A 26,580-nucleotide genomic window follows, 5' to 3' on the forward strand; every position below is an offset into this window, starting at 1 on the left:
ATCGGCCCGGTCGCGTCATGGACGCGGCCGGGCCGTCGTCGTTCCGGCGGGGCCTCCGCGGCCCTCGCCGGAGCGACGACCGCGCGGCTCAGGCCCGTGCGACGAGGACGAACGACCGGGGTCCGACCGTGATCGACTCCGTGGCGATCGTCCCCGCGCGGGCGGGCTCGAAGCTGTCCGACTCGACCGTCACGGCATCGGCCCACGGCAGGGCGAAGTCGAGCGGCTCCCACCAGGCGTTGAGAAGCATCGCGACGTCGACATCCACAAGAGCCTCGCTGGCATCGTCGAGGTCGGGATCGAGCGCACCCGAGAGCACGAGTGCGACGCTCTTCGCGGCGCCGTCCGACCAGTCCCCCGCCGACATCGGGGCGCCGGAGGGGGTGAACCACCGCACCGCCTCGGGGTGCGAGGGGTAGCGCGTACGACGGAGCACGGGATGCCGGTGGCGCAGGCGCACGAGATTCGCCGTGAATGCGTGGAGATCGGCGTCCGCACCAGCCCAGTCCCACCAGGTGACCTCGTCGTCGAGGCAGTAGGCGTTGTTGTTGCCCCTCTGCGTGCGGCCGATGTCGTCGCCGCCGAGCAGGAGCGGCACGCCGCGCGACAGCACGAGCGTCGACAGCATCGCCCGGCGCTGTCGCGCCCGCAGCGCAACGACGGTGGCATCGTCGGTCGGGCCCTCGACGCCGCAGTTCCACGATCGGTTGTCGTCCGTGCCGTCACGGTTGTCCTGGCCGTTCGCCTCGTTGTGCTTGCCGTCGTACGAGACGAGGTCGGCCAGCGTGAACCCGTCGTGCACGGTCACGAGGTTGATGGAGGCATCCGGTCCCCGCGAATGGCGCGTGTAGAGGTCGGGCGAGCCGGTGATCCGCGCCGCGAGATCGGGCAGCAGGCCGTCGTGGCTGCGCCAGAAGTCGCGCACGGTGTCGCGGAAGCGCCCGTTCCACTCGCTCCATCCCGCCGGGAAGCGGCCCAGGTCGTAGCTGTCGCCCTGACCGACATCCCACGGCTCGGCGATGAGGATCACCTGCGCGAGCACGGGGTCCTGGGCGACGAGGTCGAAGAACGCTGAGAGGGCCGAGAACGATCCGTCGGCGCGGGCGAGGCTTGGCGCGAGGTCGAAGCGGAACCCATCGACGCCCATCTCGGTCACCCAGTACCGCAGCGAGTCCATCATGAGCCGCAGCGTGAAGGGTTCGCCCACGTTCAGCGAGTTGCCGCATCCCGTCGTGTCGACGTAGGTCGCGGGGTCGGACGGCGACAGGCGGTAGTAGGTCTTGTTCGCGATGCCGCGGAAGGCGATCGTCGGACCGTCGGCGCCCGCCTCCGCGGTGTGGTTGTAGACGACGTCGAGGATGACCGAGAGACCGGCCGCATGGAGTGCGTCGACCATCGCGCGGAACTCGGCCACCTGGCCGCCGGGCCGGCCGGCGCGCACAGCGGCTGAGTATCCCGCGTGCGGCGCGAAGTAACCGATCGTGTTGTAGCCCCAGTAGTTCGTCAGGCCTGCCTCGACGAGGAACGCCTCCGGCACGCTCTGGTGCACGGGCAGCAGCTCCACCGCCGTCACGCCGAGCGACGTCAGGTGCGCGATCGCGGCCGGGTGGGCAAGCCCCGCGTACGTGCCGCGCAGATTCTCCGGAATGTCGGGATGCGTCGCCGTGAACCCCTTGACGTGCACCTCGTAGAGCACGGCGTCGGCGAGCGAGCGGCGTTCCGGCGCATCTGCGATCACCTCGCCGGCGGGCGGCAGCTCCTCCACGACGATGCTGCGCGGCATCACCCCGGCCGAATCCTCGCCGTCAGGCCTCGTCGGGTTCGCCGCGTCGTGCCCGTAGGCGGCCGGAGTGAAGGTGACAGCTCCCCCGATCGCCCTCGCGTACGGATCGAGCAGCAGCTTGGCCGGGTTGAATCGCCGCCCTTCGGCGGGGTCCCAGTCGCCGTGCACGCGGTAGCCGTAGCGCTGCCCGGGCCCCACGCCGGTGACGAGCCCGTGCCAGATGCCGGCGTCGCGCGCGGGAAGCGCGATCCGCGACTCGGTGCCGTCGGGGTCGAACAGACAGAGGTCGACGGCTGTCGCCCTCGGCGCCGCGAGGGCGAAGTTGACGCCGTCGCTGGTCGCGCGGGCACCGAGCGGATAGGGACGACCGGGGCGAACCGTGACCTGCACGCAGCCAGGCTAGGGCGCCGCCCCGCCGCGCGCGAGGGCGCGTCCGGGGTCTGACGCCGACGTCACCGTGTGCGGGTGAGCCCCTGACCCGTCGGCTCGCGGTGTGTCGTCAGGGGGCGAGGCGCTCCACAGTCCGCGGTCGCACGACGAACCACAGCGACAGCACACCGACGATGGCGCACGCGACCATCACCGAGGCCATCGTCGTCGGCGTGATGCCGGCGTCGCGGGCGATCCAGCCCACGAGCGGCGAGATGATGCCCGCCACGCCGAAGTTGGTCGCCCCGATGATCGACTGCGCCGTGCCCGCCGCCTTGCCGTGGCGGTCGAGCGCGAGCACCTGGACGCAGGGGAACGTGAAGCCGCAGCCCGTCATGAAGAAGAACAGCGGCACGATCGTGCCCCACAACCCGAAGCCGAGCTGGTCGAAGACGATGATGGCGGATGCCGCGACCACAAGCACCCCCGTCGACCACGCCATGACCCACTGCGGCCCGAAGCGCGCCGCGAGGCGCGACGCCGTCTGGACGCCGAGCACGACGCCGAGGGAGTTGACGGCGAAGAGCATGCCGTACTGCTGCGGGTCGAAGCCGTAGTCGAGCTGGAAGAGGAACGACGAGGACGACAGGTAGGAGAAGAGACCGCTGAAGGTCATGCCGCCGATGATCAGGACGCCGACGAAGACGCGGTCGCTGAAGACGCTGCGATACCGCTGCCAGACGGTCGTCGAGCCTCCCTCCGTGCGACGGGCCCGTGGACGCGTCTCGGGCAGGAAGATCGACGCCGAGATGAGCATGACGAAGCCGTAGACGGCCAGCACGACGAAGACGCCCCGCCACGGCATGACGAGCAGCAGCGCCGAGCCGAGGAGCGGCGCCAGCACAGGCGCGACACCCGACACGAGGGCGAGGCGCGAGAGCATCACGACGAGACGGCGTCCGCCGAACAGGTCGCGCACGATCGCGGCCGCGACGACGCCGCCCGCCGCGGCGCCCGCGCCCATCATGACGCGAGCGATCGACAGCGTCACGAGCGTCGGCGCGAGCGCTGCACAGATGCTCGCGACGACGTGCAGCGCCGTCACCGACAGGAGCGGGATGCGGCGGCCCACCTTGTCCGACAGCGGGCCGACGATCAGCTGGCCGAGGCCGAACCCGATCATCGTGCCGGTCAGCGTCAGCTGGATCGCGGCGGCCGTCGTGTTGAAATCGGCCTCGAGGACGGGGAACGCCGGCAGGTAGAGGTCGATCGTGAACGGGCCGAGGGCCGTCAGGGCCCCGAGCAGGATGATGTAGAGGATGCGGCGCCGGGCGGGGATGGAGTCCCCCGGGTGCAGCATGATGGGCGCGGTCGCCGGATTCGGTCCAAGTGTGCGGATCGCACCTGTGGACGACGGCACGCGGATGCTGCCGGTCGCTGTGCGGTTCGCCTCGGGCCGAGCGGCCGTTGCCTGGGCGTCGGCGCGGAGGTCGGTGGAGTCGGTCTGCGGGGGTGTCTGCGTCGGGATGGAGGCGGTGTCGAGCAAGGGCGGAATTCACTTCGGTGACGATGGGCGGCTGGGAGAAGGGACGCGTCGACACCGTCGGGCGGCTCAGGCGCAGAATGCGGAGTGCGGCGTTGCGGGAGCGAGAGTTGCGACGAGGGATCGATCCGAGATCCGAATCGATTCGAGACGACAATGATACCGGAAACCGCTCGCCCGCGAAGAACGGTCTCTGTGCGGGTTCCCAGGCCTCGAAGCATGCACTCGAATAAGCTGAGGCCATTCCTGCACAGCAGCCCGACGCCCGTCGGCGGGCGCCCGAGCCGAGATCAGACATGACCCCGACAGCACCCGACGACAAGCGCACGAGCGGCAACCCCGCGACTCAGGCGAAGATCAACCAGTCCGTCAAGCAGCAGCGCGAGCAGAAGCGCCAGGAGAAGCTCGCCGAGTACCAGAAGCAGCTGGCGAAGCGGCGGCGCAGCAAGCTCGTCTGGTGGGTGGTCGGGTCGGCGGCAGCGGTCATCGTGATCGCCGCGATCGTGGCATCCATCGTCTTCGCCCCGAAGCCCGCGCCGACGTACCAGGCCGGCAGCAGCACGGGCGCCGAGATCGACGGCGTCGAGACGTTCCAGAACGTCGCCACGCACACGGAAGACCCGGTCACGTACGAGCAGACGCCCCCGGCCGGCGGCCCGCACAACCCCGTCTGGCTGAACTGCGGCGTCTACGACCAGCCTGTTCCCAACGAGAACGCCGTCCACGCGCTCGAGCACGGCGCCATCTGGGTCACCTACGACGCCGACAAGATCAAGGGGGACGACCTGGCGAAGCTGAAGTCGTACCTGCCGTCGACCTACGCCGTCCTCTCGCCGTACAAGGGACTCGACTCGCCGTTCGTGCTGTCGGCGTGGAACCACCAGCTCAAGCTCGACTCGGTCGACGACCCGCGCATCACGGAGTTCTTCACCGAGTACTGGCGCAGCCAGAACGCGCCCGAGCCCACCGCGCTCTGCACGGGGGGCATCGACGCGCCGGGCAAGGTCTCCTGACGTCCATGAGCGATGCGGAGGCGGCCGAGACCGACGCGAGCCCCGCGCCGTCCCGCCCGCGGTGGTGGGTCTACGTGCTCGTCGCGGTCGGTGTCGCGGCCCTCGCCTTCGCGATCGGGCGATTCTCGACGTTCGGCACCTCCTCCGCCGTCACGCCGAACCCGGCCGACATCGGCTTCGCGCGTGACATGCAGGTTCATCACACGCAGGCCATCGAGATGGCGATGGACATCTACCGCAAGACCGACGACGAGGAACTGCGCAGCCTCGCGTACGACATGGCGACGAGCCAGGCCGGCCAGCGCGGCGAGATGTACGACTGGCTGGTGCAGTGGGGCCTGCCGCAGTCGGGTGCGCCGCTCATGTCGTGGATGACGGATGCCGCGTCCGGCCACGCCGGACACGCCGGCGGCGCTGCGACCGGCACGCCGCAGACGGACGCCGAGCTCCGCGCGGCGATGGGCATGGCCACCGCAGACGAGATCGCGCAGCTGAACGCCGCGACAGGTGCCCAGGCCGACTGCCTGTTCCTCACACTCATGATCCGGCACCACCAGGGCGCGATCCCGATGGCGGACGCCGTGCTCGAGCTCGGGAGCGTTCCCCGCGTCCTCGCCGTCGCACAGAGCATGAAGCAGGGCCAGACCGCCGAGATCGACGCCATGACCGCGATGGAGCAGCGCCTCGGCTGCACGCAGTGAGCGGCATCCCGAGCCGGCCCCGTCGGCGCGGCGAGCAGCATGCTGAACCGGCCCGTCGGCGCGGCGAGCAGCATCCCGAACCGTCCCGTCGGCGCGGCGAGCAGCATCCCGAACCGTCCCCTCGACGCATAAGAGAGGGCCGGCGCGCCCCCTGCGCCAGCCCTCTCTCGTCGTGCGGCCTGCGGCCGCGTGGTCGTCAGCCCTTCGTCGCGCCCGCCATGAGGCCGCGGACGAAGAACCGCTGCAGTGCGAAGAACACGATGAGCGGCGTGATGATCGTGAGGAACGTGCCGGCGGCCTGCAGGTACCACTGGTTGCCCCACGTTCCCGACAGTCCCGCCAGCGACTGCGTCATGGGCAGCGATGTCGGTGGAGCGAAGATCGTGGCGACGAGCAGGTCGTTCCACACCCAGATGAACTCCAGCACCGCGAACGAGGCGAGTGCGGGCGTCGCGAGAGGCAGGACGATCCGGAAGAACATCTGACCATGACCCGCCCCGTCGACGCGCGCCGCCTCGATGACCTCGCTCGGGATCTCCGAGATGAAGTTGTGGAGCAGGAACACCGCGAGCGGCATCGCGAAGATCGTGTGGGCGATCCACACCGTCGCGAAGCTGTGATCGATGTCGCGCAGCTCGAGGCCCGGGAAGATCTGCACGCCGTTGATCGTGAGACCTCGCGAGAAGAGGCTCAGCAGCGGGATGAGCGCCATCTGGATCGGCACGATCTGCATCGCGAACACCGCGATGAACAGGAGGTTCTTGCCCTTGAAGTCGATCCACGCGAAGGCGTAGGCCATGAGCGAGGCGACCGCGAGGGCGAAGAACACGACAGGGATGGCGATCGCGAGGGAGTTGAGGAACGACTCCCCCAGCGTCAGCGTCGTGCCGCCCGACGTAAGCGCGAGCTGGTAGTTCTCGGTCGTGAAGCTCGGGTTGGTGAAGACCGTCCACCAGCCCGTCGTCTGCGCGTCGGCCGCGGGGCGGAACGACGTGACCAGGAGACCGAAGGTGGGGATCGTCCAGAAGATGGCGATCGCGAGGGCCGCGATCGTCGCTCCCTTGGAGGAGAGCCGCCTCCGCGCCATCTCCTCGTACTTGCGCGTGTCCCGCGCGACCTTGCGCGCCGAGCGTCCGTCGACGACGGGCTCGATCACCTCGATAGTCATCGGATCTCCCTCTGCTTCCGGATCTGGATCACGTTGAACACGATGATCGGGATGACGAGGATGAACAGGAGCACGGCGAGCGCCGCCGCGTGCCCGTAGCTCTGGAACCTCTGCTGCTGGTTGACCATCTCGAACGCGAGCACGGTGGAGTTCGAGCGCCCGCCGGTCATGACGGCTACGACGTCGTAGATCTTCAGGGCGCCGATGGCGATCGTCGTCAGCACGACGACGATGGAGGGACGAATGCCGGGAAGCGTGACGTTGCGGAACCGCTGCCAGGCGTTGGTGCCGTCGAGGGCCGCAGCCTCCATCTGCTCCGGCGGAACAGCCTTGATCGCCGCCGAGAGGATGACCATGGCGAGGCCCGTCTGGCTCCAGATGAACACCGCCATGATGAAGAAGGTGTTCCACAGCGGCGTGAGCGACAGCCACGACACCGGCTCACCGCCGAACGCCACCACGATGGCGTTGAAGATGCCGATCTGCTCACCCTGCCGGTAGTCGTACTGGAGCTCCCAGATGATGCCGGCGCCGACGAACGAGATCGCGAACGTCATGAAGATGAGGATCTTCAGCACCTTCTCGCCGCGCGCCCGGTCGATGAAGACGGCGCAGGCGAGACCGATGATCGTTGAGACGACGGGCGCGAACAGCACCCAGAGGATCGTGTTGATGATCGACCAGAAGCCCGTCGGGTTCGTGAAGGCCCAGACGTAGTTGTCCCAGCCCACGAACGTCTTGCCCGTCTTGTCGAAGAACGACTGGATGAAGGTCGCGATCGCCGGGTAGACGAGCCCCATCAGCAGCAGGATCGAGGCGGGCGCCATGAACAGCACGAGCTGGAAGAGATACCCCGCGCCCGCTCGCGCACGATAGTCGGCATAGAAGAGGATGCCGCCGAGGATGACGGCGATCGCCAGGACGTAGAGGACCGCGCCCTGGTAGGGCCGCAGCATCATGAACGCGACGATCGGGATGATGAAGCAGGCCGCCAGCCGGAGCCAGAAGTACCCTCGTCCCGCGCGCGGTGCGTACTCGATGAGCAGGAGCAGCACCCCGACCACGATCCCGAAGACGATGAGCACGATCGGGATCTGCACGATCGGGCCCTGGCTCCCGATCCACTGGAAGAAGCTGTTGAACGAGAAGCCCAGCGAGGTGGGCAGCGCGCCCTCCGTGGGCGGCCTCGTCACCATGAAGAAGAACAGCGCCAGCGCGACGATGAACGCGAGCGCCACGACGAGCCTCGTCGTCCGCGCCCGCCGCGCGTAGTGCACCTCGCGCTCCGCGGCATCCATCGCCTCTTTGTCAGGCGGGAGTGACGTGGCGTCCTGCACCTTTGTCGTATCGGTCATGTGAGCCCTCCGAATGCTTCTTCGCAACCGGATCGATCGCGATCAACCAGAGACGTCTTGTGGTGGTGCGGTGGAGCCGCCCGTTCTCACGGGCGACTCCACCGCGCCGACTGCTGTCAGTTCTCGTAGCCGGCCTGGATGTCGCTCAGGACCTCCGAGGTGTCCTTGCCGTCGATCCAGTCGACCATGCCGCGCCAGAACGATCCCGAGCCCACCGTCGCGGGCATCAGGTCGGACGCGTCGAAGCGGACCGTCGTGTTGGCGTCCTGGACGAGCTTCATGGCGTCCTGCAGGAACGGGCTCGATGCGTTCATCGGGTCAGCCCCCTGGTTCGCCGAGATGACGCCGCCCAGCCCGACACGCGTGTCGGCGAACTCCGGGGTGGACATGTACTCGAGAACCTTCTGCGTGGCCTCGTCGTCGGAGAATCCGGCGACGTACTCGCCGCCGACCTCGATCGCCTGCGCGTCGCCCGCCTTGAACCCGGGGAGCACGAAGGCGTAGACGTCGCCGTCGGGCGCCACGGTCGGCGCCGTGCCGTCCTTCGTCTTGACGTCGAGGAAGTTCGACGACAGGAACGACGCCTGGTGGGTCAGCGCGCAGTCGCCGCTCGCGACCGGAGCCGCGACGTTCGCGAAGGCCGTCGAGTTGATGCTCGCGACGTCGCCGAAGCTCGCGTTGACGTAGTCGGGGTTCTTGAGGATCTCGCCGACGTGGTCGAAGGCGTCCTTGATCGGCTGGTCGGTGAACTTGACCTCGTTCGCGACCCACTGGTCGTAGACGTCGGGACCGGAGTTGCGCAGCACCAGGTCTTCGACCCAGTCCGTGCCCGGCCACCCGGATGCGTCACCGGACTCGAAGCCCGCGCACCACGGGGCCTTGCCCGTCTTCTCGCGGATGGTCTTCGTGAGCGTGATGAGCTCATCCCACGTGGTGGGCACCTGGACGCCCCACTCCTGGAACGCCTTGGGCGAGTACCAGACGTAGCCCTTGACGTTCGCGAGCATCGGCGCCGAGTAGAACGTGTCGTCGACCGTGCCGTACGTCTTCCAGTCCTTGGACCAGTACTTGTCGACGTTCGCCTCGACGGCGGACGACCCCGGCTTGACCTCGCCGGTGCCCACGAGCGACTTCAGCAGACCGGGCTGCGGGACGATCGCGATGTCGGGCGCGCTGCCGCCGGCGACCTTCGTGACGATGTTGCCCTCGAACGACTTGTCGCCGGTGTACTGGACCTTGATGCCGGTGTCCTTCGTGAACTGGTCGAAGGACTGCTGCAGCAGATCGGCCTCGCTGCCTGTGATGCCGCCCGAGATGCGCACGGTCTTGCTCGAGGCGTCTGTCGATCCGGTGTCACCGCCCTCGGTACACGCGACGAGCCCGAGACCCGCGATCGCCAGGACGCTCAGCCCGGCCACGAGCCGGCGCGGCCTTGAACCTGCACTCATTACTGCCTCCTCATTCGCGACTCGGCACGACGCCGATGTCACATGTGATGATCAGGAACCGATTCCAGACACACGCTAGGGGACGCCGTAGTCCTGCACAATCGGTCGAAGGTCACGAACCCGTAACCCCACGCGAGAAGTGTGGCAACGGATCGCCGTTCACGCAATGATGGCCCGGGAACCGGTTCCAGCACAGAGTCCCTGTGTGCAGCGGATGCGCACGCACGAGGAGGTGAAGGATGGTCGGTATCGCCGACGTCGCACGGGCCGCCGGAGTGTCCAAGGCGACCGCGAGCCGTGCGTTGACCGGCAGCGGCTACGTGTCCGACGGCACGCGCGAGCGCGTCCTCGAGACCGCGGCATCCCTCGGCTACGTGGCCTCCACCGCTGCGGTGAGCCTCGCGACCGGCAGGACGCAGAACGTCGGCGTCGTGATGCCGTACATCAGCCGCTGGTTCTTCGCGGAGGTGCTGGAGGGGATCCAGGATTCGCTCCTCCGGCACGGCTACGACCTCACCCTCTACGACGCGCGGCCCGGCACCGACGGCCGCCGGCGCGTCTTCGACGACTTCCTCGCCCGGCAGCGCTTCGACGGCCTCATCGCCGTCGGGCTCGAGCCGAGCGACCACGAGCTGGAGCGCCTCATCGCCGTCGGACGCCCGGTCGTGAGCGTCGTGGGCGCCAGCAGCGAGACGAGCACGATCGCCCTCGACGACATCCACGCCGCGCGCCGCGCGACCGAGCACCTGATCGAGCTGGGACACACGCGGATCGCCTTCCTCGGCGGAGGCGGCAGCCACTGGGCGCACGTCGACCACACCCGGCTCCTGGGGTACGAGCAGACGATGGAGGCCGCCGGCCTCGCGCCGATGCACGTCTCCTCACCCGTCTCGCTGCCCGGCGGCTACGCCGCGGCGGTCGACCTCCTCGGGGATGCCCGTCGCCGCCCCACCGGGATCGTCGGGACGTGCGACGAGGTGGCGATCGGGGCGGTCATCGCCGCGCGCCGGCTGGGCCTGCCCGTGCCCAGCTCCCTCAGCGTCGTCGGCATCGACAACCACGAGTACGCCGACATGTTCTCGCTGACCACGCTGGAGCAGCAGCCGCACGCGCAGGGCATCCAGGCGGCCGAGATGCTGCTGCGCCAACTGCGCGAGCCCGACACGCCCGTCATCGAGCTGCGCCTGCACGCGACGCTGATCGTGCGCAACTCCACCGCTCCCCCGGCGGGCGTCCCCTCGGCCGCGGTGGGAGCGGCCGGATCCGCGGCGCTCGGCTGAGGAGCGGCATCCTTGCCGGCGCTCGGCTGAGGCGCGGCATCACTGCCCGGCGCTCGGCTGAGGAGCTGCATCCCTCCCCGACCCTGGGCGCAGGAGAGGCGCAAGGCCCCGTGCTCGGCCGCGGAGCGGCATCCCTCCCCGGCCCTCGGCCGCGGAGCGGCATCCCTCACCGACATGCACGAAGCCCCGGGAACCGAGGTTCCCGGGGCTTCGCGAGCGAAGAGCGCTCGATTACTTGAGGGTAACCGTGGCGCCGGCCTCCTGAAGGGCCGCCTGAGCCTTCTCGGCGGTCTCCTTGTTGGCGCCCTCGAGGACGGCCTTGGGAGCACCGTCGACGACGGCCTTGGCCTCGCCGAGGCCGAGCGAGGTGAGCTCGCGGACGACCTTGATGACCTGGATCTTCTTGTCGCCGGCGGCCTCGAGGATGACGTCGAAGGAGTCCTTCTCCTCAACCTCTTCGGCGGGGGCGCCACCGGCCGGCGCGCCAGCGGCGGCAACGGCGACGGGGGCGGCGGCGGTGACGTCGAAGGTCTCCTCGAACGCCTTGACGAACTCGCTGAGCTCGATGAGCGTGAGCTCCTTGAACGCGTCGAGCAGCTCCTCAGTGCTGAGCTTTGCCATTTCTGTCTCCTTGTGTGGGGTTGTTCAGCCGCGCCCGATTCAGGCAGCGGACTCCTGCTTCTCGCGCAGCGCGTCGACCGTGCGAACGGCCTTCGACGGAAGCGCAGTGAAGACGTATGCCGCCTTGGTCAGCGAGGCCTTCATCGCACCGGCGAGCTTCGCCAGCAGGACTTCACGGCTCTCGAGATCGGCGAGCTTGTTCACCTCTTCAGCGGTCAGGGGGTTTCCGTCGAAGAAACCGCCCTTCACGACGAGAAGAGGGTGTGCCTTGGCGAAGGCACGCAGGCCCTTCGCGACGGCGACCGGGTCGCCGTGCACGAACGCGATGGCCGACGGACCCTTGAGGTCGTCGTCCAGCGCCGTGATCCCCGCGTTGTTCGCGGCGATCTTGGTCAGCGTGTTCTTCACCACGGCGTATTCCGCGTCCTGACGGATGCTGTTGCGCAGCTCCTTGAGCTGGGCAACCGTCAGACCGCGGTACTCGGTCAGCAGAACGGCGGTCGAGTCCTCGAAGTTCTTCGTGAGCTCGGCGACCGATGCTTCCTTCTGCGCCATGGCCACTCCTTGTGTGTATGAGACGCACCGCGATGGCGGGGCGCCGGCCGAGGCATCCAGTTCCCCCTGAGAATGAGAAAAGCTCCGGCGCAAGCGCACGGAGCTTCATTCCCGGATCCGGGAGTTTCGTTCGTACACCTGCGCGGGCCCCTGCATTCGCAGAGCTTCGATCTCGGTGCGCTCGCGCGCACGTCGATGACCGGCGGTCTTCGGCTTGGTCCTACTCTACCCGACGCCCGGGCCCTCCCCAAATCGGCCCACTTCCCTGCGTCGCGGTGGTCCCCCTCGTCGTTTCCTGTCCATAGCCCGTGCTCTCGCCGAAAGCCCACGTTCCGAACGGGTCGGATCATGGGCGCTCGGCGAGAGCACGGGCTATGGACGGTAAAGGCGGGCGTCACGAGCATGGGAGATCTCGGGGTGCGGTTCAGGAAGGGAGAGGGATGCCGAAACTGAGCAGTCTCGCTGCGAGTGCGTTCGGCGACGCGATGTGGGCGTCCTCGACCCGCACGAGTCGCTTCTGGGTTCGCCCGCGAATCCAATCCTCCCGGCGCTTCTCATCGAGCAGCACGTCCGCGAGCGGCTTTCCTGAGCGAAGCGCCTCGTCGAGATACTTCGCATACCCGTCGAACTCGAGAAGTGTCCTCATCTCCTCGAGTTCGAGGTCGACGCGATACTCACCACCGGACGGCGCCGGCACGACGACCTGAAGACCGAAGCGCGTGAATCCCAGACGGGCCAACTGCAGTCGGGTCACACTCTCACCAGGGAGGTCGGCTCGGCCGTCAGCGAAACGGATCACCTCGATCGCTTGTCGAACGCCACGCAGCCCGGCGCCTCGTGCCGCCCGATCGAGCATCCGCTCCCGCCAGCCCTCCGCGGCCACCGTGTCGTAGGACGTGCCGCGCATCGCGACCTTCCGCAGCGCGGCATCAGCGAAGGCGACTGCGGCCTCGCGGCTCAGGGACCGGGCGATATCGAAGGTCGTCCGCTCCAACGTCGTGCACCGGATGCCATCGAGAACGGTCAGGTCTTCGTCGGGAAGGGCATCACGGTGCCTGGCGAGACCCGATCGGCTGGAGGCGCGAGTGCCTTGCGGCAGAGTCACGTGCACTGCTCCGGGCGAGTGTCGGTAGAGAGGCATCCTGTGGAGCACCCCGGCCGATTCGTATGCGGCCGCTGCCTCACCGTCTCGCATCTCGGACGCCGCGGCGTTCACCTCGAGGAGATGTCGGGACTCGGGCCAAAGATCGAGCCAGAAGGACTCCTCGACATAGCGATTGCGCTGAACGCGCCTGATTCGCGCCGAGGAGAGCGCCCGACCGATGTCGCGGGGCCTCCATCCCTCCCTCAGAAGTTGAGCTCGCGTTCGCATGGCGGCGAGTGCTTCGTCGGAGGAGATGTGGCGCGCCATCCGGCGAGAGTCTCACCGCTCGTTCGCCCGAAAAGTGCTCGCCTGCAGATCGGGGGACTTCTCCGCGCGCACCTTCACTGTGGAGGCGCGGATGAACCCTGGCCGAGACCCGCCCACTGTGGACGGCCCCGTTCGCTGTCCATAGCCCGTGCTCTCGCCGAAAGCCCATGTTATGAACCGGTCAGATCGTGGGCGCTCGGTGAGAGCACGGGCTATGGACGCGGGAACCGGCTGGCGAGGGGAGAGGAGAGGGGAGGGAGGGGATGCCGGGGTCAGGCGCGGGAGGGGATGATGTCCACCTTGTGGCCGGCGGCGTCCGAGAGGGTCCACCAGCGCGGGGCGTGAGTGTCGTCGGCGAGCGTGCCGCCGGCGGCGAGGGCGGCGGCGACCCTGCCCTCCGCCTCCTCGCGCGGCACGATGATGTCGAGGTGAGAGCGGCCGCGGAGCGGCTTGTCGATCCGCTGCACCCAGATGAGCGGGCCGCGCCCCGCCGGGTCGCGCAGCTCGAGGTCGCTGATCGCCTCGTAGCCGGTGACGGTCTGCCAGAACGGCAGGATCTGAGCCGGGTCCTCCGCAGCGACCGCGATCATGAGGCACTGCGGCGTCGTGCCGTCGACCTCGACACCCGCCTCGCGCGCGGCCGTCGAGATCCGCTGCGCCAGGTCGACGTCCTTGCGGGTCAGCCCGTGCGCCGAATGCGTGATGAGGTGCACGCTGATGTGCCCGTACCGCACATCGACGTCGGGGTGGTGGTTCGCCGCCTCGGCCAGCTCGGCGATCGCCGCGAACAGGCGTGCGCCGGTGGCGAAGTCGCCCGTCGAGTAGGTGATGTGCGCGCCGTTCGCGCCCGCGCGCCAGCCCTCGGCGCCGACCGCGGCGCGGAACTCCTCTGCGCTGATCGTCTCCATGCGCCGACTCTGCCACTCTCCCCGCCGAGCGCAAGCCCGAACCGGGCGTGGCTGACCCTCGCACGTCGGCGACGCGGCGTACGGTGGAGGACGTGACCCCCGAACTCGCCGCCCGCATCGTCGCGGACTCCCGCGACCGGGTCGCGTGGGTGCGGGCGCGGTCGCGCGGCATCACGGCGACGGATGTCGCGACGCTCACGTCGAGCAACGCGATCCGGCGCGCGGCTGACGCGAAGCTCATGGGCTCGGGCTTCTCGGGCAACGCCTACACCGCCCACGGCCGCCTGCGCGAGCCGGAGATCGCCCGGTGGGTGGCCGCGACGCACGGCATCCAGCCCTCGACCGCCCTCTTCCACGCCGTCGTCGAGAAGCGCCACCTCGCGACGCCGGACGGCATCGGCGTCGACGCCTCGGGCCGCGTGATCCTCGCGGAGATCAAGACCACCAACAAGGAGTGGCGCAGCATCCCTCGCTCCTACCTGCGCCAGGTGTGGTGGCAGCAGCACGTCCTCGGGGCCGAGCGCACGCTCGTCGCGTGGGAGATGCACAACGGCTTCGTGCCGGTCGGCGACGAGCCGCAGTGCGCGTGGGTCGAGCGCGACGAAGTCGAGATCGGCAAGCTCGTCCGGCTCGCGACGGCGCTCATCGACGAGCTGCACCGACGCCACCTGGCCGGAAAGGCGACGGCGACCCGGCCCGCGGAGCAGCCTCGCCAGCCGTTCCGCGCGCTCGCCCTCGCCGACTGACAGCGAGCGGGCTGCTCAGCGCAGGGTCGTGATCGTGCGCGCCTCGGCGTTCCAGACGCGCAGACCGGTCGCCTCGCCCATGAGGTTGGCGGCTTTGACGGTCCGCAGCGCAACGGCGAGACGCATCGCCGTCAGGCCGCGCGCGAGCGTCACGTGGGTGTCCACCGGTCGACGCCGGTGTTGGAATAGTGCGGTTCGGGATGCCCCGCCACACGAGCGACCTCCCGGTGGACCTCCAGCAGCGCCGAGCTCACGACGACGTGACGCGCGAGGACGAAGCGGTCGCGGTGGCCGAGCAGGAGCGTGCCGTTGAGCTCGACCGGCAGCGGCAGCAGCTCGGCGATCTCGGTGAAGGCGCTCGGCTCGAGGCGGTCGCGCACGGCGAGGGTGATGTGCGGGCGATTGCTCGGTGAGGGATTGCGTCCGGAGCTGGGCAGGTCGGCGGCGAGGAGGCGATCCCAGTCCTCGCGAACGGATGCCTCGGTGGAGGCATCCATCACGAGCTCGACGCTGAACATGCCCACATCCTCGCGCTGAATCCAACGCCCGAGGGAATAGTTGACACAAGTCAACGATTGACCATATAGTTGACTCTTCTCAACTGTTGACCTTCGTCAACCATCTTCGCGCCATCGTCGCCGCGCCCCCTCCACCCATCGATCCGAAGGATCTGCATGTCCGCTGTCTCCTCCCCCGCGCCGAGCGCGGTCGAGAGCGCTCCGCGCCCCGCGCGCGAAGTGCTTCCGGCGCTCTCCGGCCTCCTTCTCGGCATGTTCGTGTCGATGCTGGCGTCGACGGTCGTCTCGACGTCGCTGCCGGTCATCATCCACGACCTCGACGGCAACCAGACCGCGTTCACGTGGGTCGTCACCGCGACGCTCCTCACGACCGCCATCTCGACCCCGGTCTGGGGCAAGCTCGCCGACCTCGTCAACCGGAAGCTGCTCATCCAGCTCGCCATCGCGATCTTCGTCCTCGCCACCGCGGCGGCGGGCTTCTCGCAGTCGCCGGAGATGCTCATCGCCTTCCGCGCGGTGCAGGGCATCGGCGCCGGCGGCCTCGCCGCCCTCAGCCAGGTGATCATGGCCGACATCATCAGCCCGCGTGAGCGCGGCCGCTACATGGGCCTCTTCGGCGCCGTGATGGCCGTCGCCACCATCGGCGGACCGCTCCTCGGCGGCGTCATCACCGACACCTGGGGCTGGCGCTGGAACTTCTTCGTCGCCCTCCCCTTCGCGGTGCTCGCGCTCATCATCCTGCAGCGCACGCTGCACCTGCCGGCGCGCGCGAAGCGGAAGGTGCACATCGACTACGTCGGCATCGTGCTGCTCTCGGTCGCCGTGTCGCTCCTGCTCATCTGGGTCACGCTCGCCGGCGACTCGTTCGACTGGTGGAGCGCCGAGACGATCCTCATGGTCGGCGGCGCGATCGTCGCGACGGCCCTCTTCATCGTCGTCGAGCTGCGCTCGAAGGAGCCGCTCATCCCGCTCGGCCTGTTCCGCAACCGCACCTTCACGCTCGCCGTCATCGCGTCGATCGCGACCGGCATCGCGATGTTCGGCGCCTCGGTGTTCCTCAGCCAGTACATGCAGCTCGCTCGCGGCGCCACGCCGACCGAGGCCGGCCTCATGACGATCCCGATGATCGCGGGCCTGCTGCTGTCGTCGATCGGCGTCGGGGCGCTCATCACGCGCTTCGGCCAGTGGAAGCCCTACCTGATCGTCGGCTCGGTGTTCCTCATCGCGGGCTCGTACCTGCTGTCGACGATCCACTACGACACGAACTTCGCGCTCGTCTCGGTCTACATGTTCCTGCTCGGCGCGGGCGTCGGCATGACGATGCAGAACCTCGTGCTCGTCGTGCAGAACACATCGAAGCCGACCGAGATCGGCGTCGCGAGCTCGGGCGTCACGTTCTTCCGCAGCCTCGGCGGCACGATCGGCGTCTCGGTCATGGGCGCGGCGCTCGCCACGAGCGTCACGAACCTCGTCTCCGACGCGAAGGACGACCTCACCGCGGCCATCATGAGCCTCGGCGCCAAGGGCGCGGAGATCGCGCAGCAGCTGCAGAGCGGCACGCTTCCCCAGGTGTCGAAGATGCCCGAGGTCGTCCGCGTGATCTTCGAGGACATCTACGCGCAGGGCATCTCGCACTCGTTCCTCATCGCGGTGCCGTTCGCGGTCATCAGCCTCATCGCGGTGCTGTTCCTCCCGAACAAGCCCCTCACGCGCATGACGACGAGCGAGCGCGTCCGCGCGAGCGAGGCCGACTTCGCGACCGTCTCGGTGCCGGAGGGCATGGAGACCCTCGCCCCCACCGAGGCGATCACGACGGTCGACGCCGCCGAGCTCGAAGGCGACAAGGACAGGGACGCCTCCACCACGGCATCCACCCGCCGCTAATGTCGTCCTCGATGACCGAACTCTCGCCCCTCGGGGCCCGCGCCGATGCGGTGCGGGCCCTCGAGGCCGAGTTCGGCGAGCTCATCACGCAGTTCCGCCGCGTCATCATGGAGAACGCGCACCGAGTGAGCCCGGGGATGCTGCCCGGCGCGTACAAGGTCTTCACGACCATCGTGCGACGCGAGAGCGTCACCATCTCGGCCCTCGCCGAGCTGCTCATGACCGACAAGGGCCAGATCAGTCGCACGGTGCGCGAGCTCGAGCAGCTCGGACTCGTCGCCCGCACCCCCGACCCGACCGACGGGCGATCGAGCCTGCTCTCCCCCACCGCCGAGGGCCTCGCGCGCCTCGACGCGGCGCGCCATCCTCATCAGAGCGGCCTCGCCGACGCCCTCGACGAGTGGCAGGTCGAAGACATCGAGCGCCTCACGCACCTCCTCCACGCGCTGACCAACGGCATCACCCCCTGAGCGTCTCCTCCGAGCCTTCTCGGTCCGGTAGCACCCGCGTAACACCCGCGAGACAATCGCCCGGTTGACTGGGTTTCACCACGGCGACGAGTGGTGCCGATGGCGACACGCACAGGGAAGGAGCGACGGATGCGATTCCGACCGCTGCGATCTGCTCCTCCGAGCGGGGAGCCTCTCCCCGTTCCGGATCCCCCCGAGACGATGCGCGCCGCGGCGTTCGACGCGCCGGGCGGCGCGGACGCGCTGCACGAGGCATCCATCGGCGTTCCGAAGCCCGTGATGAGCGAGCTGCTCGTGCGGGTCGTCGCGGCGGGTGTCAATCCGATCGACGCGAAGACCCGCGGCGGCGCGGGCGTCTCGGGCGAGATCCCGGCCTATCCGTCGGTTCCTGGCTTCGACGTCAGCGGCATCGTCGTCAAGGCGCCGTACGAATCGCATCCCTTCCCGCCCGGCACCGAGGTGTTCGGGATGCTGTCGTACCCGCGCACCGGCGGCGCGTACGCCGAGTACGCCGTCATCCCCACTCTCTCGGTCGCGCGCAAGCCCACGTCGCTGTCGCATGTCGAGGCGGCGGGTGTGCCGCTCGCCGCGCTGACGGCGTGGGGGCTCGTCGTCGAGACGGCGCACGCGCACGAGGGGCAGCGGATCCTCATCCACGCCGCGAGCGGCGGGGTCGGGCACTTCGCGGTACAGCTCGCCGCCTACTTCGGCGCGCACGTCACGGCCACCGGCTCGACCCGCAACGCCTCCTGGCTGCGGGAACTGGGTGCGGCGAGCGTCATCGACTACACGACCACGAGATTCGAGGATGCCGTCTCCGAGGTCGACGTCGTCATCGACCTCGTCGGCAACACGCACGCCGACACGGGCACCCGGTCGCTCACGGCGCTCCGCCCGGGTGGGCTCTACATCATCGTGCCGACGGGGTCGTTCCCCGGCTACGCGGAGGCGGCGGCGGCCGCCGGCGTGCGGGCGACGAGCTACAAGGTCATCCCCGATGGCGGCGCGCTCGCGACGGTGGGACGCCTCCTCGACTCCGGCGCCGTGCAGGTCTACATCGACCGCGTCTTCGACCTCGCCGACGCCGCCGAGGCGCACGCCGAACTCGAGAAGGGCCACACGCGGGGGAAGATCGTCCTGCGCGTCAGCGACGACTGACCCTCCGGAGTCAGAGCACGCGCCGCCCCTCGGCGACGAGCTCATCGGCGATCGCGTCGAGGAGCGGGGAGCGCAGGTTCCACTGCTGCCAGTGCAGCGGCACGTCGACAGGGGCTCCCCCGAGCCGCACGAGCCGGCGGTCGCCGAGCTCGTCGGACGACTGGAAGCCCGGCAGGAGGCCCCATCCGAGCCCGAGCTTGATCGCGGTGGCGAAGTCGTTCGACGCGGGCACATAGTGCCGGGGCGGCACGACGGGATCGACGTCCATCGCGGCAAGCCACCGGCTCTGAAGGTCGTCCCGGCGGTCGAAGTCGACGAGCGGCGCGAGGGCGAGCGACTCCCGCGTGGCGCCGTCGGGCAGCCATCGCGCCACGTAATCCGGGGTCGCGACGGCTTCGTACCGCATGACCCCGAGCGTGCTCACGCGGCAGCCGGCGACGGGCGTCGCTCGCGACGTCACAGCGCCCATGACGCTCCCCGACTCCAGGAGGCCGGCGGTGAAGTCCTGGTCGTCGCGGTGGAGTTCGAAGACGACGGGATGCCTCGCCGCCAGTCGGGCGAGCGGTTCGAGGAACCACGTCCCCAGAGAGTCGGCGTTGACCGCGAGCGGCACCGAGAAGAGCGTGCCGCCCTCATCGTCGGCACCGAGCTCCGTGAGCGCGTCGTGCTCGAGAAGCGCGAGCTGCCGGGCGAGTCGAACCACGGCGGCACCCGCTTCGGTCGCCCGCACCGGCTTGGAACGCACGAGCACGACGCGTCCGAGCTGCTCCTCGAGCGCCTTGATGCGCTGGCTCACGGCCGAGGGAGTCACGTGCAGGCGGCGGGCCGCGGCATCCAGCGATCCTTCGTCGACCACGGCGGCCAGCGTCTCGGCGAGCTCGAACGGGATTCGCATGATTAGCCACACTAATGCACCTGAAGATTGATTAGCTGGACTGGATCAGCCCGCCGCTTTACCGTCGAAGGGTGATCTCCCCCGTGCTCGCCGGTCTCGGACTCGGCCTCTCGCTCATCGTCGCCATCGGCGCGCAGAACCTCTTCGTGCTGCGTCAGGGGATCCGCCGCGAGCACGTGTTCGTCGTCGCCGCGATCTGCGCCGTCTCCGACGCCGTGCTCATCGTGCTCGGGGTCTCGGGCGTGGGGTTCGTCCTCCAGGCGGTGCCGTGGCTCATCGACGTCGTGCGGTGGGCGGGTGCGGCCTTCCTCGTCGTGTACGGGGTCATGGCGGCGCGACGCGCCTGGCGCCCGAGCGGCGAAGCCCTGGTGATCGGCGACGCGGCCGACACCCGCCAGGCGCCCGGCCCGGGCGGATCGACCGTGCAGGCCACCGGCACGCGTCTACTCCCGGTGGTCCTCACGTGCCTGGCCCTCACCTGGCTCAACCCGCACGTGTACCTCGACACCGTCTTCCTCCTCGGAAGCGTCGCGAACACGCACGGCGACGACCGCTGGCTCTTCGCCGCCGGCGCGATGCTCGCGAGCGTCCTGTGGTTCTTCGGCCTCGCCTTCGGCGCACGCTACCTCAGCCGCTGGCTGTCGACGCCGCGGGCGTGGCGCGTCCTCGACGCCGTCATCGCGGTCGTCATGATCGCGCTCGGCGTCTCGCTCATCCTCCCCCGCTGACGCTGCCCGTGCCGCATCACTGCTGGCTGTGACGACCCGTGGCCTCCGCCCGCGCAATTCCGCGGGCGCCGCGTCCCCCACGTCACACCGAGCAGTCGTATGGCACGGGTCAGCCGTGATCCGAGCCGCCCAGCCGGGGTCCGGGGACGGATCAGCCGTCGATCTGCGCCTTGCGAGCAGAGACGAGCGCCCGCACGAGGTCGTCACGCAGCGGCTGGTCGGGCTGGAACCGGATCGTCCCCTTGTCGACGTCGGAGTCGGGCAGCTCGTGCGCGACGACCGACACGGCGGCGGCGCTGAACGGGTACACGCCGATGTGCTTCCTGGTGCGCTTCACCGAGAGCAGCGGCTTGCCTCGATAGACGAGCGCGGGCATCCCGTAGCCCGTGCCCTGCTCGGCATCGGGGGCGATCTCCCGCGCCAGATCGTAGACGTGCTCCACCGCCGCGCGATCGGCCGGGTCGAGCTCCGCGAGGTAGTCGTCGACGGTTCCCATGCACGCATCCTGGCACCTCGTGCGCGGCGACGCGCGAGCCGTGCGGGATAGGGTCGGACGCATGATCCGGCACACCGTCTCGTTCGCCCTCGTCCATCCCGCGGACTCGGACGAGGAGCGCCGGTTCCTCGACGACGCCCGGCGAACCCTCACGTCGATCGACGGTGTGGACGAGTTCCAGATCGCACGGCAGGTGAGCGGCAAGAGCCCGCATCGCTTCCAGTTCTCGATGGTCTTCGCCGACGCCGACGCCTACGCTGCGTACGACGCGCACCCTCTGCACCAGGACTTCGTCGCCTCACGGTGGGTGCCCGAGGTGTCGGACTTCCAGGAGCTCGACTTCATCCCCTGGAGCTGACGATGCGCCGCGTGCACGTCATCGTCTCGGGCGGCGTCCAGGGCGTCGGGTACCGCTACACCATGCGGATCGTGGCCATGGAGGCGGGAGCCGCGGGCTGGGTGCGCAACCGGCGCGACGGCACGGTCGAGGCCGAGGTCGAGGGGACGCCGGAGCAGGTCGACGAGCTGCTCGCCTGGATGGCCGAGGGACCGCCGGGATCCGTCGTCGAGAACGCGACGGTCCGGGATGCCGAGCCCACCGGCGAGCGCGGCTTCGAGGTGCGCCCCACCGCGTGAGTCGCGGTCACGCCGGCCCGACTGGGTGAGTCGCGGTCAGGCCGGAACGCCGGCGCGCCCGCGTGATTCGCGGTCAGGCCGGAACGCCGGCCCGCAGCTCTGCGAAGACGTCGGCCGCGTCGTCGTGCGTTGCGAGCGCTGCCGACTGGCCCGCCCACAGCGACAGCAGGTCGCCCTCGTCGCGCTTCGCCGCTGCCGCGCGGAAGACCCCCGTCAGCCAGTTCTGGGCGGGGAACGGCGCGATGATCCCGCTCGTCTCGATCTCGCGCATCGCGCGATTCGGGATGCCGCGCGCCAGGCGCCCGCTCATGGCCCGGGTCAGGACGGTGTCGGTGTCGCCCGCCGTGGCGATCGCGGCGCGATGCGCGGCCGGCGCCGCCGACTGCCACGTGCGCAGGAACGCGGTGCCCACCTGCACGCCCGAGGCGCCGAGGGCGAAGGCCGCCGCGACACCCCGCCTGTCGGCGATGCCGCCCGCCGCCACGACCGGCACGTCGACTGCATCGACGACCTGCGGCACGAGGGCGAACGTGCCGACAAGCGAGTCCTCGGCGCCCTTCAGGAACGACACACGGTGCCCCGCCGCCTCGGCGCCGGTCGCGACGATCGCGTCGACACCCGCCTCCGCGAGGGCACGCGCCTCGGAGACACTCGTGGCCGTGCCGAGGAGGCGGATGCCGCGTGCCCGCGCCGCCTCCACGAGCCAGGCGCCCGGAATGCCGAATACGACGGACAGCGCCGCCGGCCGGGCGTCGAGCACCGCCTCGAGCTGGTCGCGGATGTCGGGGAGGAACGAGGCCGGAGGGCTGGGCGGCTCGACCTCCACGGCGTCGAAGAGCGGCCGGAGTGCGGCGAGCGACGAGCTCAAGTCGACGTCGGCGGGCGTTGCCTCGTCGCCCGTCGGAAGCCAGAGGTTGACGGCGAACGGCCGGGACGTGGCATCCCGAAGCAGATCGACGGTGTCGCGGATGCGCTCAGGGGTGTAGCCGTAGAGTCCGTACGAACCGAGGCCCCCCGCGTCGCTCACAGCGGCGGTGAGCTCGATCGAGGAGAGCCCGCCGAACGGCCCGAGCACGATCGGCTCGTCGATTCCGAGGAGGTCGGTGAACGCGCGCGTCATGTCTTCGACGCTACCCGCGGCGCTCGCCGCGGGCTCCGATGTGACGGATCAGTCGAGCGGGCGCAGGATCCGATCGAGGAAACGGCGGGTGCGCTCCTCTTTGGGAGCGGTGAAGAGCTGCGAGGGATGCCCCCGCTCCACCACGACACCCTGGTCGAGGAACAGCACCTCGTCCGCGGCCTCGCGCGCGAAGCCGACCTCGTGCGTCACGACGACCATCGTCCAGCCCTCGTCCGCGAGCTCCTTCACCACCTTGAGCACCTCACCCACGAGCTCGGGGTCGAGGGCGCTCGTCGGCTCGTCGAAGAGCAGGAGGTCGGGCCGCAGGGCGAGCGCCCGCACGATGCCGACCCGCTGCTGCTGCCCGCCGGAGAGCTGGAACGGGTAGACGTCGCGCTTCTCGGCGAGACCGACACGGTCCAGCAGCTCCTCGGCGCGGGCGATCGCCTCGGCCTTCGGCACCTTCTGCACGCGCACGGGGCCCTCGATGACGTTCTGCAGCACCGTCAGGTGAGGGAAGAGGTTGTGGTGCTGGAAGACCATCGCCGATCGATCGCGAAGGGCGAAGCGGTCGGCCGACCGGATGGGGGCTGAGAAGTCCAGTTCGGGTCCGCCGTCGATGACGAGACGGCCTCCGTCGGGCGTCTGCAGGCCGTTGAGCGAGCGGAGCACCGTGGTCTTGCCCGAGCCGCTCGGGCCGATCAGCACGACGACCTCGCCGCGGCGCACCTCGAAGTCGATCCCCTTCAGGACCGCGTGGGCGCCGAAGCTCTTGCGAAGCCCCGTCGCGCGCAGGAGGGGCGCGTCGTTCGCGGGGCTGGGCGGGGTGAGCGCATCGTCAGTGGACGACATAGCGGTCGAGCCTCCTCTCGAGTACACCCTGCAGTGCAGACAGCGCGAGGCAGAAGAGCCAGTAGATGAGAGCCGCCTCGAGGTAGATGACCATGAACTCGAGCGTGAAGGCCGCGATCTCCTGCGCGCGGCGGAAGAGCTCCGTCACGAGGATGAGCGACGCGAGCGAGGTGTCCTTGACGAGCGAGATGAACGTGTTCGACAGGGGCGGCACGGAGACGCGGGCCGCCTGCGGCAGGATGATGCGCGCGAGCGCCGTGCGGCGAGGCATCCCGATCGTGTACGCCGCCTCCCACTGCCCCTGCGGCACCGACAGCACGGCCGCCCGGATGATCTCGGCCGCGTAGCCGCCGACGTTGAGCGAGAAGGCGATGATGGCGCTCGGCCACGGGTCGAGCACGATCCCGATGGACGGCAGGCCGTAGAAGATGACGAACAGCTGCACGAGCAGCGGCGTGCCGCGGATGACCGACACGTAGAACCGCGCGAGGTTCGAGAGCACGCGGCTGCGCGAGAGGCGCATGAGCGCGATGCCCAGCGCGATGAGGAGCCCGAGCGCGAAGGAGATGAGGGCGAGCGGGATCGTCCCGGTCAGGCCCGCCAGCGTGATCGGCCAGAAGGAGCTGAGGAACAGGTCCCACGGCGTCGCCGCCGTGGGACCCGAGACGGCCTCAACGATCACTGGGTGACGTCGGCGCCGAAGTACTTGTCGCTGATCTTCGCGAGCGTGCCGTCCTCGCGGAGCTCATCGAGCGCCTTGTCGACGGCGTCGACGAGCGACTGCTTCTTCTTGGTGAAGGCGAAGGCGTTCTGAGCCGGGTCGTCGGTCTCGGCGGCGATCTTGAGACCCGACGGACCGTTCGTCTTCTCGTAGTCGAGGAAGGTCAGGTTGTCGTTGACCGTCGCGTCGACGCGGCCCTGCTCGAGGAGTGCGACGGCCTGCGCCCAGCCCTCGACGGCCTGGACGTTCGCGCCGCTCGACTGGGCGAGCTCGTACCAGTTGCTCGTGAGCGACTGGGCAGTGGTCTTGCCCGCGAGGTCGTCGAAGCTCTTGATCGAGTCGTCGCCCTCCTTCACCACGATGACGCCGGGCGAGATCGTGTACGGCTCGCTGAAGAGGTACTTCGCCTTGCGCTCGTCGTTGATCGACACCTGGTTGGCGATGACGTCAGAGCGACCGGCGTCGAGGCCGGCGAAGATCGCGTCCCACTGCGTCTCCTGGAACTTCACCTCGAGCCCGAGCTTGTCGGCGACCGCGGTGATGATCTCGACGTCGAAGCCGGTGAGGTCGCCCGAGCCGTCGTCGTGGTAGCTGAAGGGGCGGTAGGTGCCCTCCGTCGCCACGGTGAGCGTGCCCGGGGTCGCGAGACCGTAGTCGTCGGCTGCTGCTCCGCTCGATGCGGCGGGGGCGGCTCCACCGCTGCAGGCCGTGAGGAGGGCGACGGATGCTGCGGCGAGAGCGGTGAAGACGATGGCGCGGCGGGACATGATGAGGGACTCCTTGGATGCTGTGGTGCGCTTCGCCCGGAGGCGAAGTGTCAACGGTAACCCGGCCCGCGAGAGCCGGAGCCGATATGTGACGAACTGAGACGGCGAGTGCGGAGGGGCTCATCCCCCGGAACGGAAGAGGGGCCCCGCCATTCGGCGGAGCCCCTCTTCGGACGTTCCTGAGCGTGAACCCGGTTCCTGAGCCTGTCGAAGGATCAGATCGCGTTGACGTCCAGCGGGATGCCGGGACCGAAGGTGGTCGACACGGCGCCCTTCTGGATGTAGCGGCCCTTCGAGCTCGACGGCTTCAGGCGCACGATCTCCTCGAGCGCGGCCTTGAAGTTCTCGTCCAGCTGGTCGGCCGAGAACGAGGCCTTGCCGACGACGAAGTGCACGTTGGCGTGCTTGTCGACGCGGAACTCGATCTTGCCGCCCTTGATCTCCTCGACGGCCTTGGCCGGGTTGGGGGTCACGGTGCCGGTCTTCGGGTTGGGCATGAGGCCGCGGGGGCCGAGCACCTTGCCGAGACGACCGACCTGGCCCATGAGCTCGGGCGTGGAGACCGCCGCGTCGAACGCGGTGTAGCCGCCGGCGACCTTCTCGATGAGCTCGGCGCCGCCGACCTCGTCCGCGCCTGCGGCGATGGCGGCCTCGGCGGCCGGACCCGTCGCGAAGACGATGACGCGGGCGGTCTTGCCCGTGCCGTGCGGGAGGATGACGGTGCCGCGCACCATCTGGTCGGCCTTGCGGGGGTCGACCGAGAGCTTGAGCGCGACCTCGACGGTCGAGTCGAACTTCGCCGAACCGGTCTCCTTCGCCAGGGCGACGGCCTCGGTGGGCGTGTAGAACTTGTCAGCCGCGATCTTCGCGGCGGCGGCCTGGTAGGCCTTGGACTTCGTAGCCATTGTGGTTATCCCCCTCAGTCCTCGACCGTGATGCCCATGGAACGGGCGGTGCCGGCGATGATCAGCGAGGCAGCCTCGATGTCGTTCGCGTTCAGGTCGGGCATCTTCGTCTCGGCGATCTGGCGGACCTGCTCCTTGGTGAGCTTCGCGACCTTGACCGTGTGAGGCGTCTTCGAGCCCTTGGGCACGCCGGCGGCCTTCTTGATGAGCTCCGCAGCCGGCGGCGTCTTCAGGATGAAGGTGAAGCTGCGGTCCTCGTAGACGGTGATCTCCACGGGGATGACGTTGCCGCGCTGCGACTCCGTCGCGGCGTTGTACGCCTTGCAGAACTCCATGATGTTGACGCCATGCTGACCGAGCGCGGGGCCGATCGGCGGCGCCGGGTTGGCCGCACCGGCGTTGATCTGAAGCTTGATCAGGCCGGTCACCTTCTTCTTCGGTGCCATTCGTATTCCTCTGTTCGAGCGCCCTTGCGGGCACGCTTCCACGACCGGGCGGACCCCGGAAGTGGTGGTGGATTGCTGCGCGA

29 protein-coding genes are annotated in these 26,580 nt (G+C 69.3%); 10 read left to right on the forward strand and 19 right to left on the reverse strand.

The window, feature by feature from the left end; genetic code table 11:
- Nucleotides 1-88 precede the first annotated feature (88 nt).
- Entirely contained in the window at nucleotides 89-2,173 is a 2,085-nt protein-coding gene (gene glgX, locus AAIB33_RS11260) for a glycogen debranching protein GlgX (RefSeq protein WP_345800053.1), read from the reverse strand.
- Nucleotides 2,174-2,282: 109 nt separating this feature from the next.
- On the reverse strand, nucleotides 2,283-3,512 hold the full coding sequence (locus AAIB33_RS11265; RefSeq protein WP_345803424.1) for a multidrug effflux MFS transporter: 1,230 nt from the start codon (nucleotides 3,510-3,512) through the stop codon (nucleotides 2,283-2,285).
- 479 nt (nucleotides 3,513-3,991) lie between these two features.
- Between AAIB33_RS11265 and AAIB33_RS11270 the strand changes: the two genes are divergently transcribed.
- Nucleotides 3,992-4,708 carry a DUF3105 domain-containing protein gene (locus AAIB33_RS11270; RefSeq protein WP_345800054.1) on the forward strand — a complete coding sequence of 239 codons (717 nt, stop codon included), beginning with the start codon at nucleotides 3,992-3,994 and terminating at the stop codon, nucleotides 4,706-4,708.
- A 5-nt stretch (nucleotides 4,709-4,713) separates the two neighbouring features.
- Entirely contained in the window at nucleotides 4,714-5,409 is a 696-nt protein-coding gene (locus AAIB33_RS11275) for a DUF305 domain-containing protein (RefSeq protein ID WP_345800055.1), read from the forward strand.
- Nucleotides 5,410-5,605: 196 nt separating this feature from the next.
- Here the strand turns inward: AAIB33_RS11275 and AAIB33_RS11280 are convergent, their stop codons facing one another.
- From AAIB33_RS11280 to AAIB33_RS11290, 3 genes are all read right to left on the reverse strand, one after another.
- Entirely contained in the window at nucleotides 5,606-6,577 is a 972-nt protein-coding gene (locus tag AAIB33_RS11280; protein WP_345800056.1) for a carbohydrate ABC transporter permease, read from the reverse strand.
- On the reverse strand, nucleotides 6,574-7,773 hold the full coding sequence (locus tag AAIB33_RS11285) for a sugar ABC transporter permease (RefSeq protein WP_345803425.1): 1,200 nt from the start codon (nucleotides 7,771-7,773) through the stop codon (nucleotides 6,574-6,576). The genes AAIB33_RS11280 and AAIB33_RS11285 overlap by 4 nt, the downstream gene beginning before the upstream one ends.
- 275 nt (nucleotides 7,774-8,048) lie before the next feature.
- Nucleotides 8,049-9,380, reverse strand: a complete 1,332-nt coding sequence (locus AAIB33_RS11290) for an ABC transporter substrate-binding protein (RefSeq protein WP_345800057.1) — start codon at nucleotides 9,378-9,380, stop codon at nucleotides 8,049-8,051.
- 239 nt (nucleotides 9,381-9,619) lie between these two features.
- Between AAIB33_RS11290 and AAIB33_RS11295 the strand changes: the two genes are divergently transcribed.
- On the forward strand, nucleotides 9,620-10,660 hold the full coding sequence (locus AAIB33_RS11295; protein ID WP_345800058.1) for a LacI family DNA-binding transcriptional regulator: 1,041 nt from the start codon (nucleotides 9,620-9,622) through the stop codon (nucleotides 10,658-10,660).
- Nucleotides 10,661-10,891: 231 nt separating this feature from the next.
- On the opposite strand, the gene rplL is transcribed toward AAIB33_RS11295, so the two are convergent.
- The 4 genes from rplL to AAIB33_RS11315 form a co-directional block, all read right to left on the reverse strand.
- Nucleotides 10,892-11,281 (reverse strand): 50S ribosomal protein L7/L12, encoded by a 390-nt coding sequence (gene rplL / locus AAIB33_RS11300; protein ID WP_165128292.1) that lies wholly within the window; start codon nucleotides 11,279-11,281, stop codon nucleotides 10,892-10,894.
- 39 nt (nucleotides 11,282-11,320) lie between these two features.
- Nucleotides 11,321-11,836, reverse strand: coding sequence for a 50S ribosomal protein L10 (rplJ, locus tag AAIB33_RS11305; RefSeq protein ID WP_345800059.1), 516 nt, complete (start codon nucleotides 11,834-11,836; stop codon nucleotides 11,321-11,323).
- 424 nt (nucleotides 11,837-12,260) lie between these two features.
- Nucleotides 12,261-13,247, reverse strand: a complete 987-nt coding sequence (locus AAIB33_RS11310; protein ID WP_345800060.1) for a hypothetical protein — start codon at nucleotides 13,245-13,247, stop codon at nucleotides 12,261-12,263.
- Between the two features lie 272 nt (nucleotides 13,248-13,519).
- Nucleotides 13,520-14,155: a 4a-hydroxytetrahydrobiopterin dehydratase gene (locus AAIB33_RS11315; RefSeq protein ID WP_345800061.1), complete on the reverse strand. Its 636-nt coding sequence runs from the start codon at nucleotides 14,153-14,155 to the stop codon at nucleotides 13,520-13,522.
- Nucleotides 14,156-14,247: 92 nt separating this feature from the next.
- On the opposite strand from AAIB33_RS11315, the gene AAIB33_RS11320 reads away from it, so the two are divergent.
- Nucleotides 14,248-14,901 carry a YqaJ viral recombinase family protein gene (locus AAIB33_RS11320; RefSeq protein WP_345800062.1) on the forward strand — a complete coding sequence of 218 codons (654 nt, stop codon included), beginning with the start codon at nucleotides 14,248-14,250 and terminating at the stop codon, nucleotides 14,899-14,901.
- Between the two features lie 15 nt (nucleotides 14,902-14,916).
- Here AAIB33_RS11320 and AAIB33_RS11325 read toward each other — a convergent pair whose 3' ends face one another.
- Entirely contained in the window at nucleotides 14,917-15,054 is a 138-nt protein-coding gene (locus AAIB33_RS11325; RefSeq protein WP_345800063.1) for a hypothetical protein, read from the reverse strand.
- Complete coding sequence (locus tag AAIB33_RS11330; protein WP_345800064.1) at nucleotides 15,051-15,419, reverse strand: 2'-5' RNA ligase family protein; 369 nt, start codon at nucleotides 15,417-15,419, stop codon at nucleotides 15,051-15,053. The genes AAIB33_RS11325 and AAIB33_RS11330 overlap by 4 nt, the downstream gene beginning before the upstream one ends.
- A gap of 156 nt (nucleotides 15,420-15,575) precedes the next feature.
- Here AAIB33_RS11330 and AAIB33_RS11335 point away from each other — a divergent pair, with 156 nt between their 5' ends.
- From AAIB33_RS11335 to AAIB33_RS11345, 3 genes are all read left to right on the forward strand, one after another.
- Nucleotides 15,576-17,303, forward strand: coding sequence for an MDR family MFS transporter (locus tag AAIB33_RS11335; RefSeq protein WP_345800065.1), 1,728 nt, complete (start codon nucleotides 15,576-15,578; stop codon nucleotides 17,301-17,303).
- Nucleotides 17,304-17,314: 11 nt separating this feature from the next.
- Nucleotides 17,315-17,773 carry a MarR family transcriptional regulator gene (locus tag AAIB33_RS11340; protein ID WP_345800066.1) on the forward strand — a complete coding sequence of 153 codons (459 nt, stop codon included), beginning with the start codon at nucleotides 17,315-17,317 and terminating at the stop codon, nucleotides 17,771-17,773.
- Nucleotides 17,774-17,902: 129 nt separating this feature from the next.
- The gene (locus AAIB33_RS11345; protein ID WP_345800067.1) at nucleotides 17,903-18,931 is read left to right on the forward strand and encodes an NADP-dependent oxidoreductase; all 1,029 of its coding nucleotides are present in this window, start codon (nucleotides 17,903-17,905) and stop codon (nucleotides 18,929-18,931) included.
- 10 nt (nucleotides 18,932-18,941) lie between these two features.
- Here AAIB33_RS11345 and AAIB33_RS11350 read toward each other — a convergent pair whose 3' ends face one another.
- Nucleotides 18,942-19,826 (reverse strand): LysR family transcriptional regulator ArgP, encoded by an 885-nt coding sequence (locus tag AAIB33_RS11350; RefSeq protein ID WP_345800068.1) that lies wholly within the window; start codon nucleotides 19,824-19,826, stop codon nucleotides 18,942-18,944.
- 71 nt (nucleotides 19,827-19,897) lie between these two features.
- Here AAIB33_RS11350 and lysE point away from each other — a divergent pair, with 71 nt between their 5' ends.
- On the forward strand, nucleotides 19,898-20,554 hold the full coding sequence (lysE, locus tag AAIB33_RS11355) for an L-lysine exporter (RefSeq protein ID WP_345800069.1): 657 nt from the start codon (nucleotides 19,898-19,900) through the stop codon (nucleotides 20,552-20,554).
- A gap of 151 nt (nucleotides 20,555-20,705) precedes the next feature.
- On the opposite strand, the gene AAIB33_RS11360 is transcribed toward lysE, so the two are convergent.
- Nucleotides 20,706-21,050, reverse strand: coding sequence for a DUF1801 domain-containing protein (locus tag AAIB33_RS11360; RefSeq protein ID WP_345800070.1), 345 nt, complete (start codon nucleotides 21,048-21,050; stop codon nucleotides 20,706-20,708).
- A 61-nt stretch (nucleotides 21,051-21,111) separates the two neighbouring features.
- Here AAIB33_RS11360 and AAIB33_RS11365 point away from each other — a divergent pair, with 61 nt between their 5' ends.
- Both AAIB33_RS11365 and AAIB33_RS11370 read left to right on the forward strand, forming a co-directional pair.
- The gene (locus AAIB33_RS11365; protein ID WP_345800071.1) at nucleotides 21,112-21,408 is read left to right on the forward strand and encodes a Dabb family protein; all 297 of its coding nucleotides are present in this window, start codon (nucleotides 21,112-21,114) and stop codon (nucleotides 21,406-21,408) included.
- Nucleotides 21,409-21,410: 2 nt separating this feature from the next.
- Nucleotides 21,411-21,686, forward strand: a complete 276-nt coding sequence (locus AAIB33_RS11370; protein ID WP_345800072.1) for an acylphosphatase — start codon at nucleotides 21,411-21,413, stop codon at nucleotides 21,684-21,686.
- Nucleotides 21,687-21,759: 73 nt separating this feature from the next.
- Here AAIB33_RS11370 and AAIB33_RS11375 read toward each other — a convergent pair whose 3' ends face one another.
- From AAIB33_RS11375 to rplK, 6 genes are all read right to left on the reverse strand, one after another.
- The gene (locus AAIB33_RS11375) at nucleotides 21,760-22,806 is read right to left on the reverse strand and encodes a DUF561 domain-containing protein (RefSeq protein ID WP_345800073.1); all 1,047 of its coding nucleotides are present in this window, start codon (nucleotides 22,804-22,806) and stop codon (nucleotides 21,760-21,762) included.
- A gap of 48 nt (nucleotides 22,807-22,854) precedes the next feature.
- Nucleotides 22,855-23,658, reverse strand: coding sequence for an amino acid ABC transporter ATP-binding protein (locus tag AAIB33_RS11380; protein WP_345800074.1), 804 nt, complete (start codon nucleotides 23,656-23,658; stop codon nucleotides 22,855-22,857).
- Complete coding sequence (locus AAIB33_RS11385) at nucleotides 23,645-24,340, reverse strand: amino acid ABC transporter permease (protein ID WP_345800075.1); 696 nt, start codon at nucleotides 24,338-24,340, stop codon at nucleotides 23,645-23,647. Before AAIB33_RS11385 ends, AAIB33_RS11380 begins: the two co-directional genes overlap by 14 nt.
- Nucleotides 24,337-25,146 (reverse strand): amino acid ABC transporter substrate-binding protein, encoded by an 810-nt coding sequence (locus AAIB33_RS11390; protein ID WP_345800076.1) that lies wholly within the window; start codon nucleotides 25,144-25,146, stop codon nucleotides 24,337-24,339. The genes AAIB33_RS11385 and AAIB33_RS11390 overlap by 4 nt, the downstream gene beginning before the upstream one ends.
- A 215-nt stretch (nucleotides 25,147-25,361) precedes the next feature.
- Nucleotides 25,362-26,051 carry a 50S ribosomal protein L1 gene (gene rplA, locus AAIB33_RS11395; RefSeq protein WP_345800077.1) on the reverse strand — a complete coding sequence of 230 codons (690 nt, stop codon included), beginning with the start codon at nucleotides 26,049-26,051 and terminating at the stop codon, nucleotides 25,362-25,364.
- Between the two features lie 14 nt (nucleotides 26,052-26,065).
- Nucleotides 26,066-26,497: a 50S ribosomal protein L11 gene (rplK, locus tag AAIB33_RS11400; RefSeq protein ID WP_345800078.1), complete on the reverse strand. Its 432-nt coding sequence runs from the start codon at nucleotides 26,495-26,497 to the stop codon at nucleotides 26,066-26,068.
- Nucleotides 26,498-26,580 lie beyond the last annotated feature (83 nt).

Source organism: Microbacterium sp. AZCO (assembly GCF_039614715.1).
GTDB lineage: Bacteria > Actinomycetota > Actinomycetes > Actinomycetales > Microbacteriaceae > Microbacterium.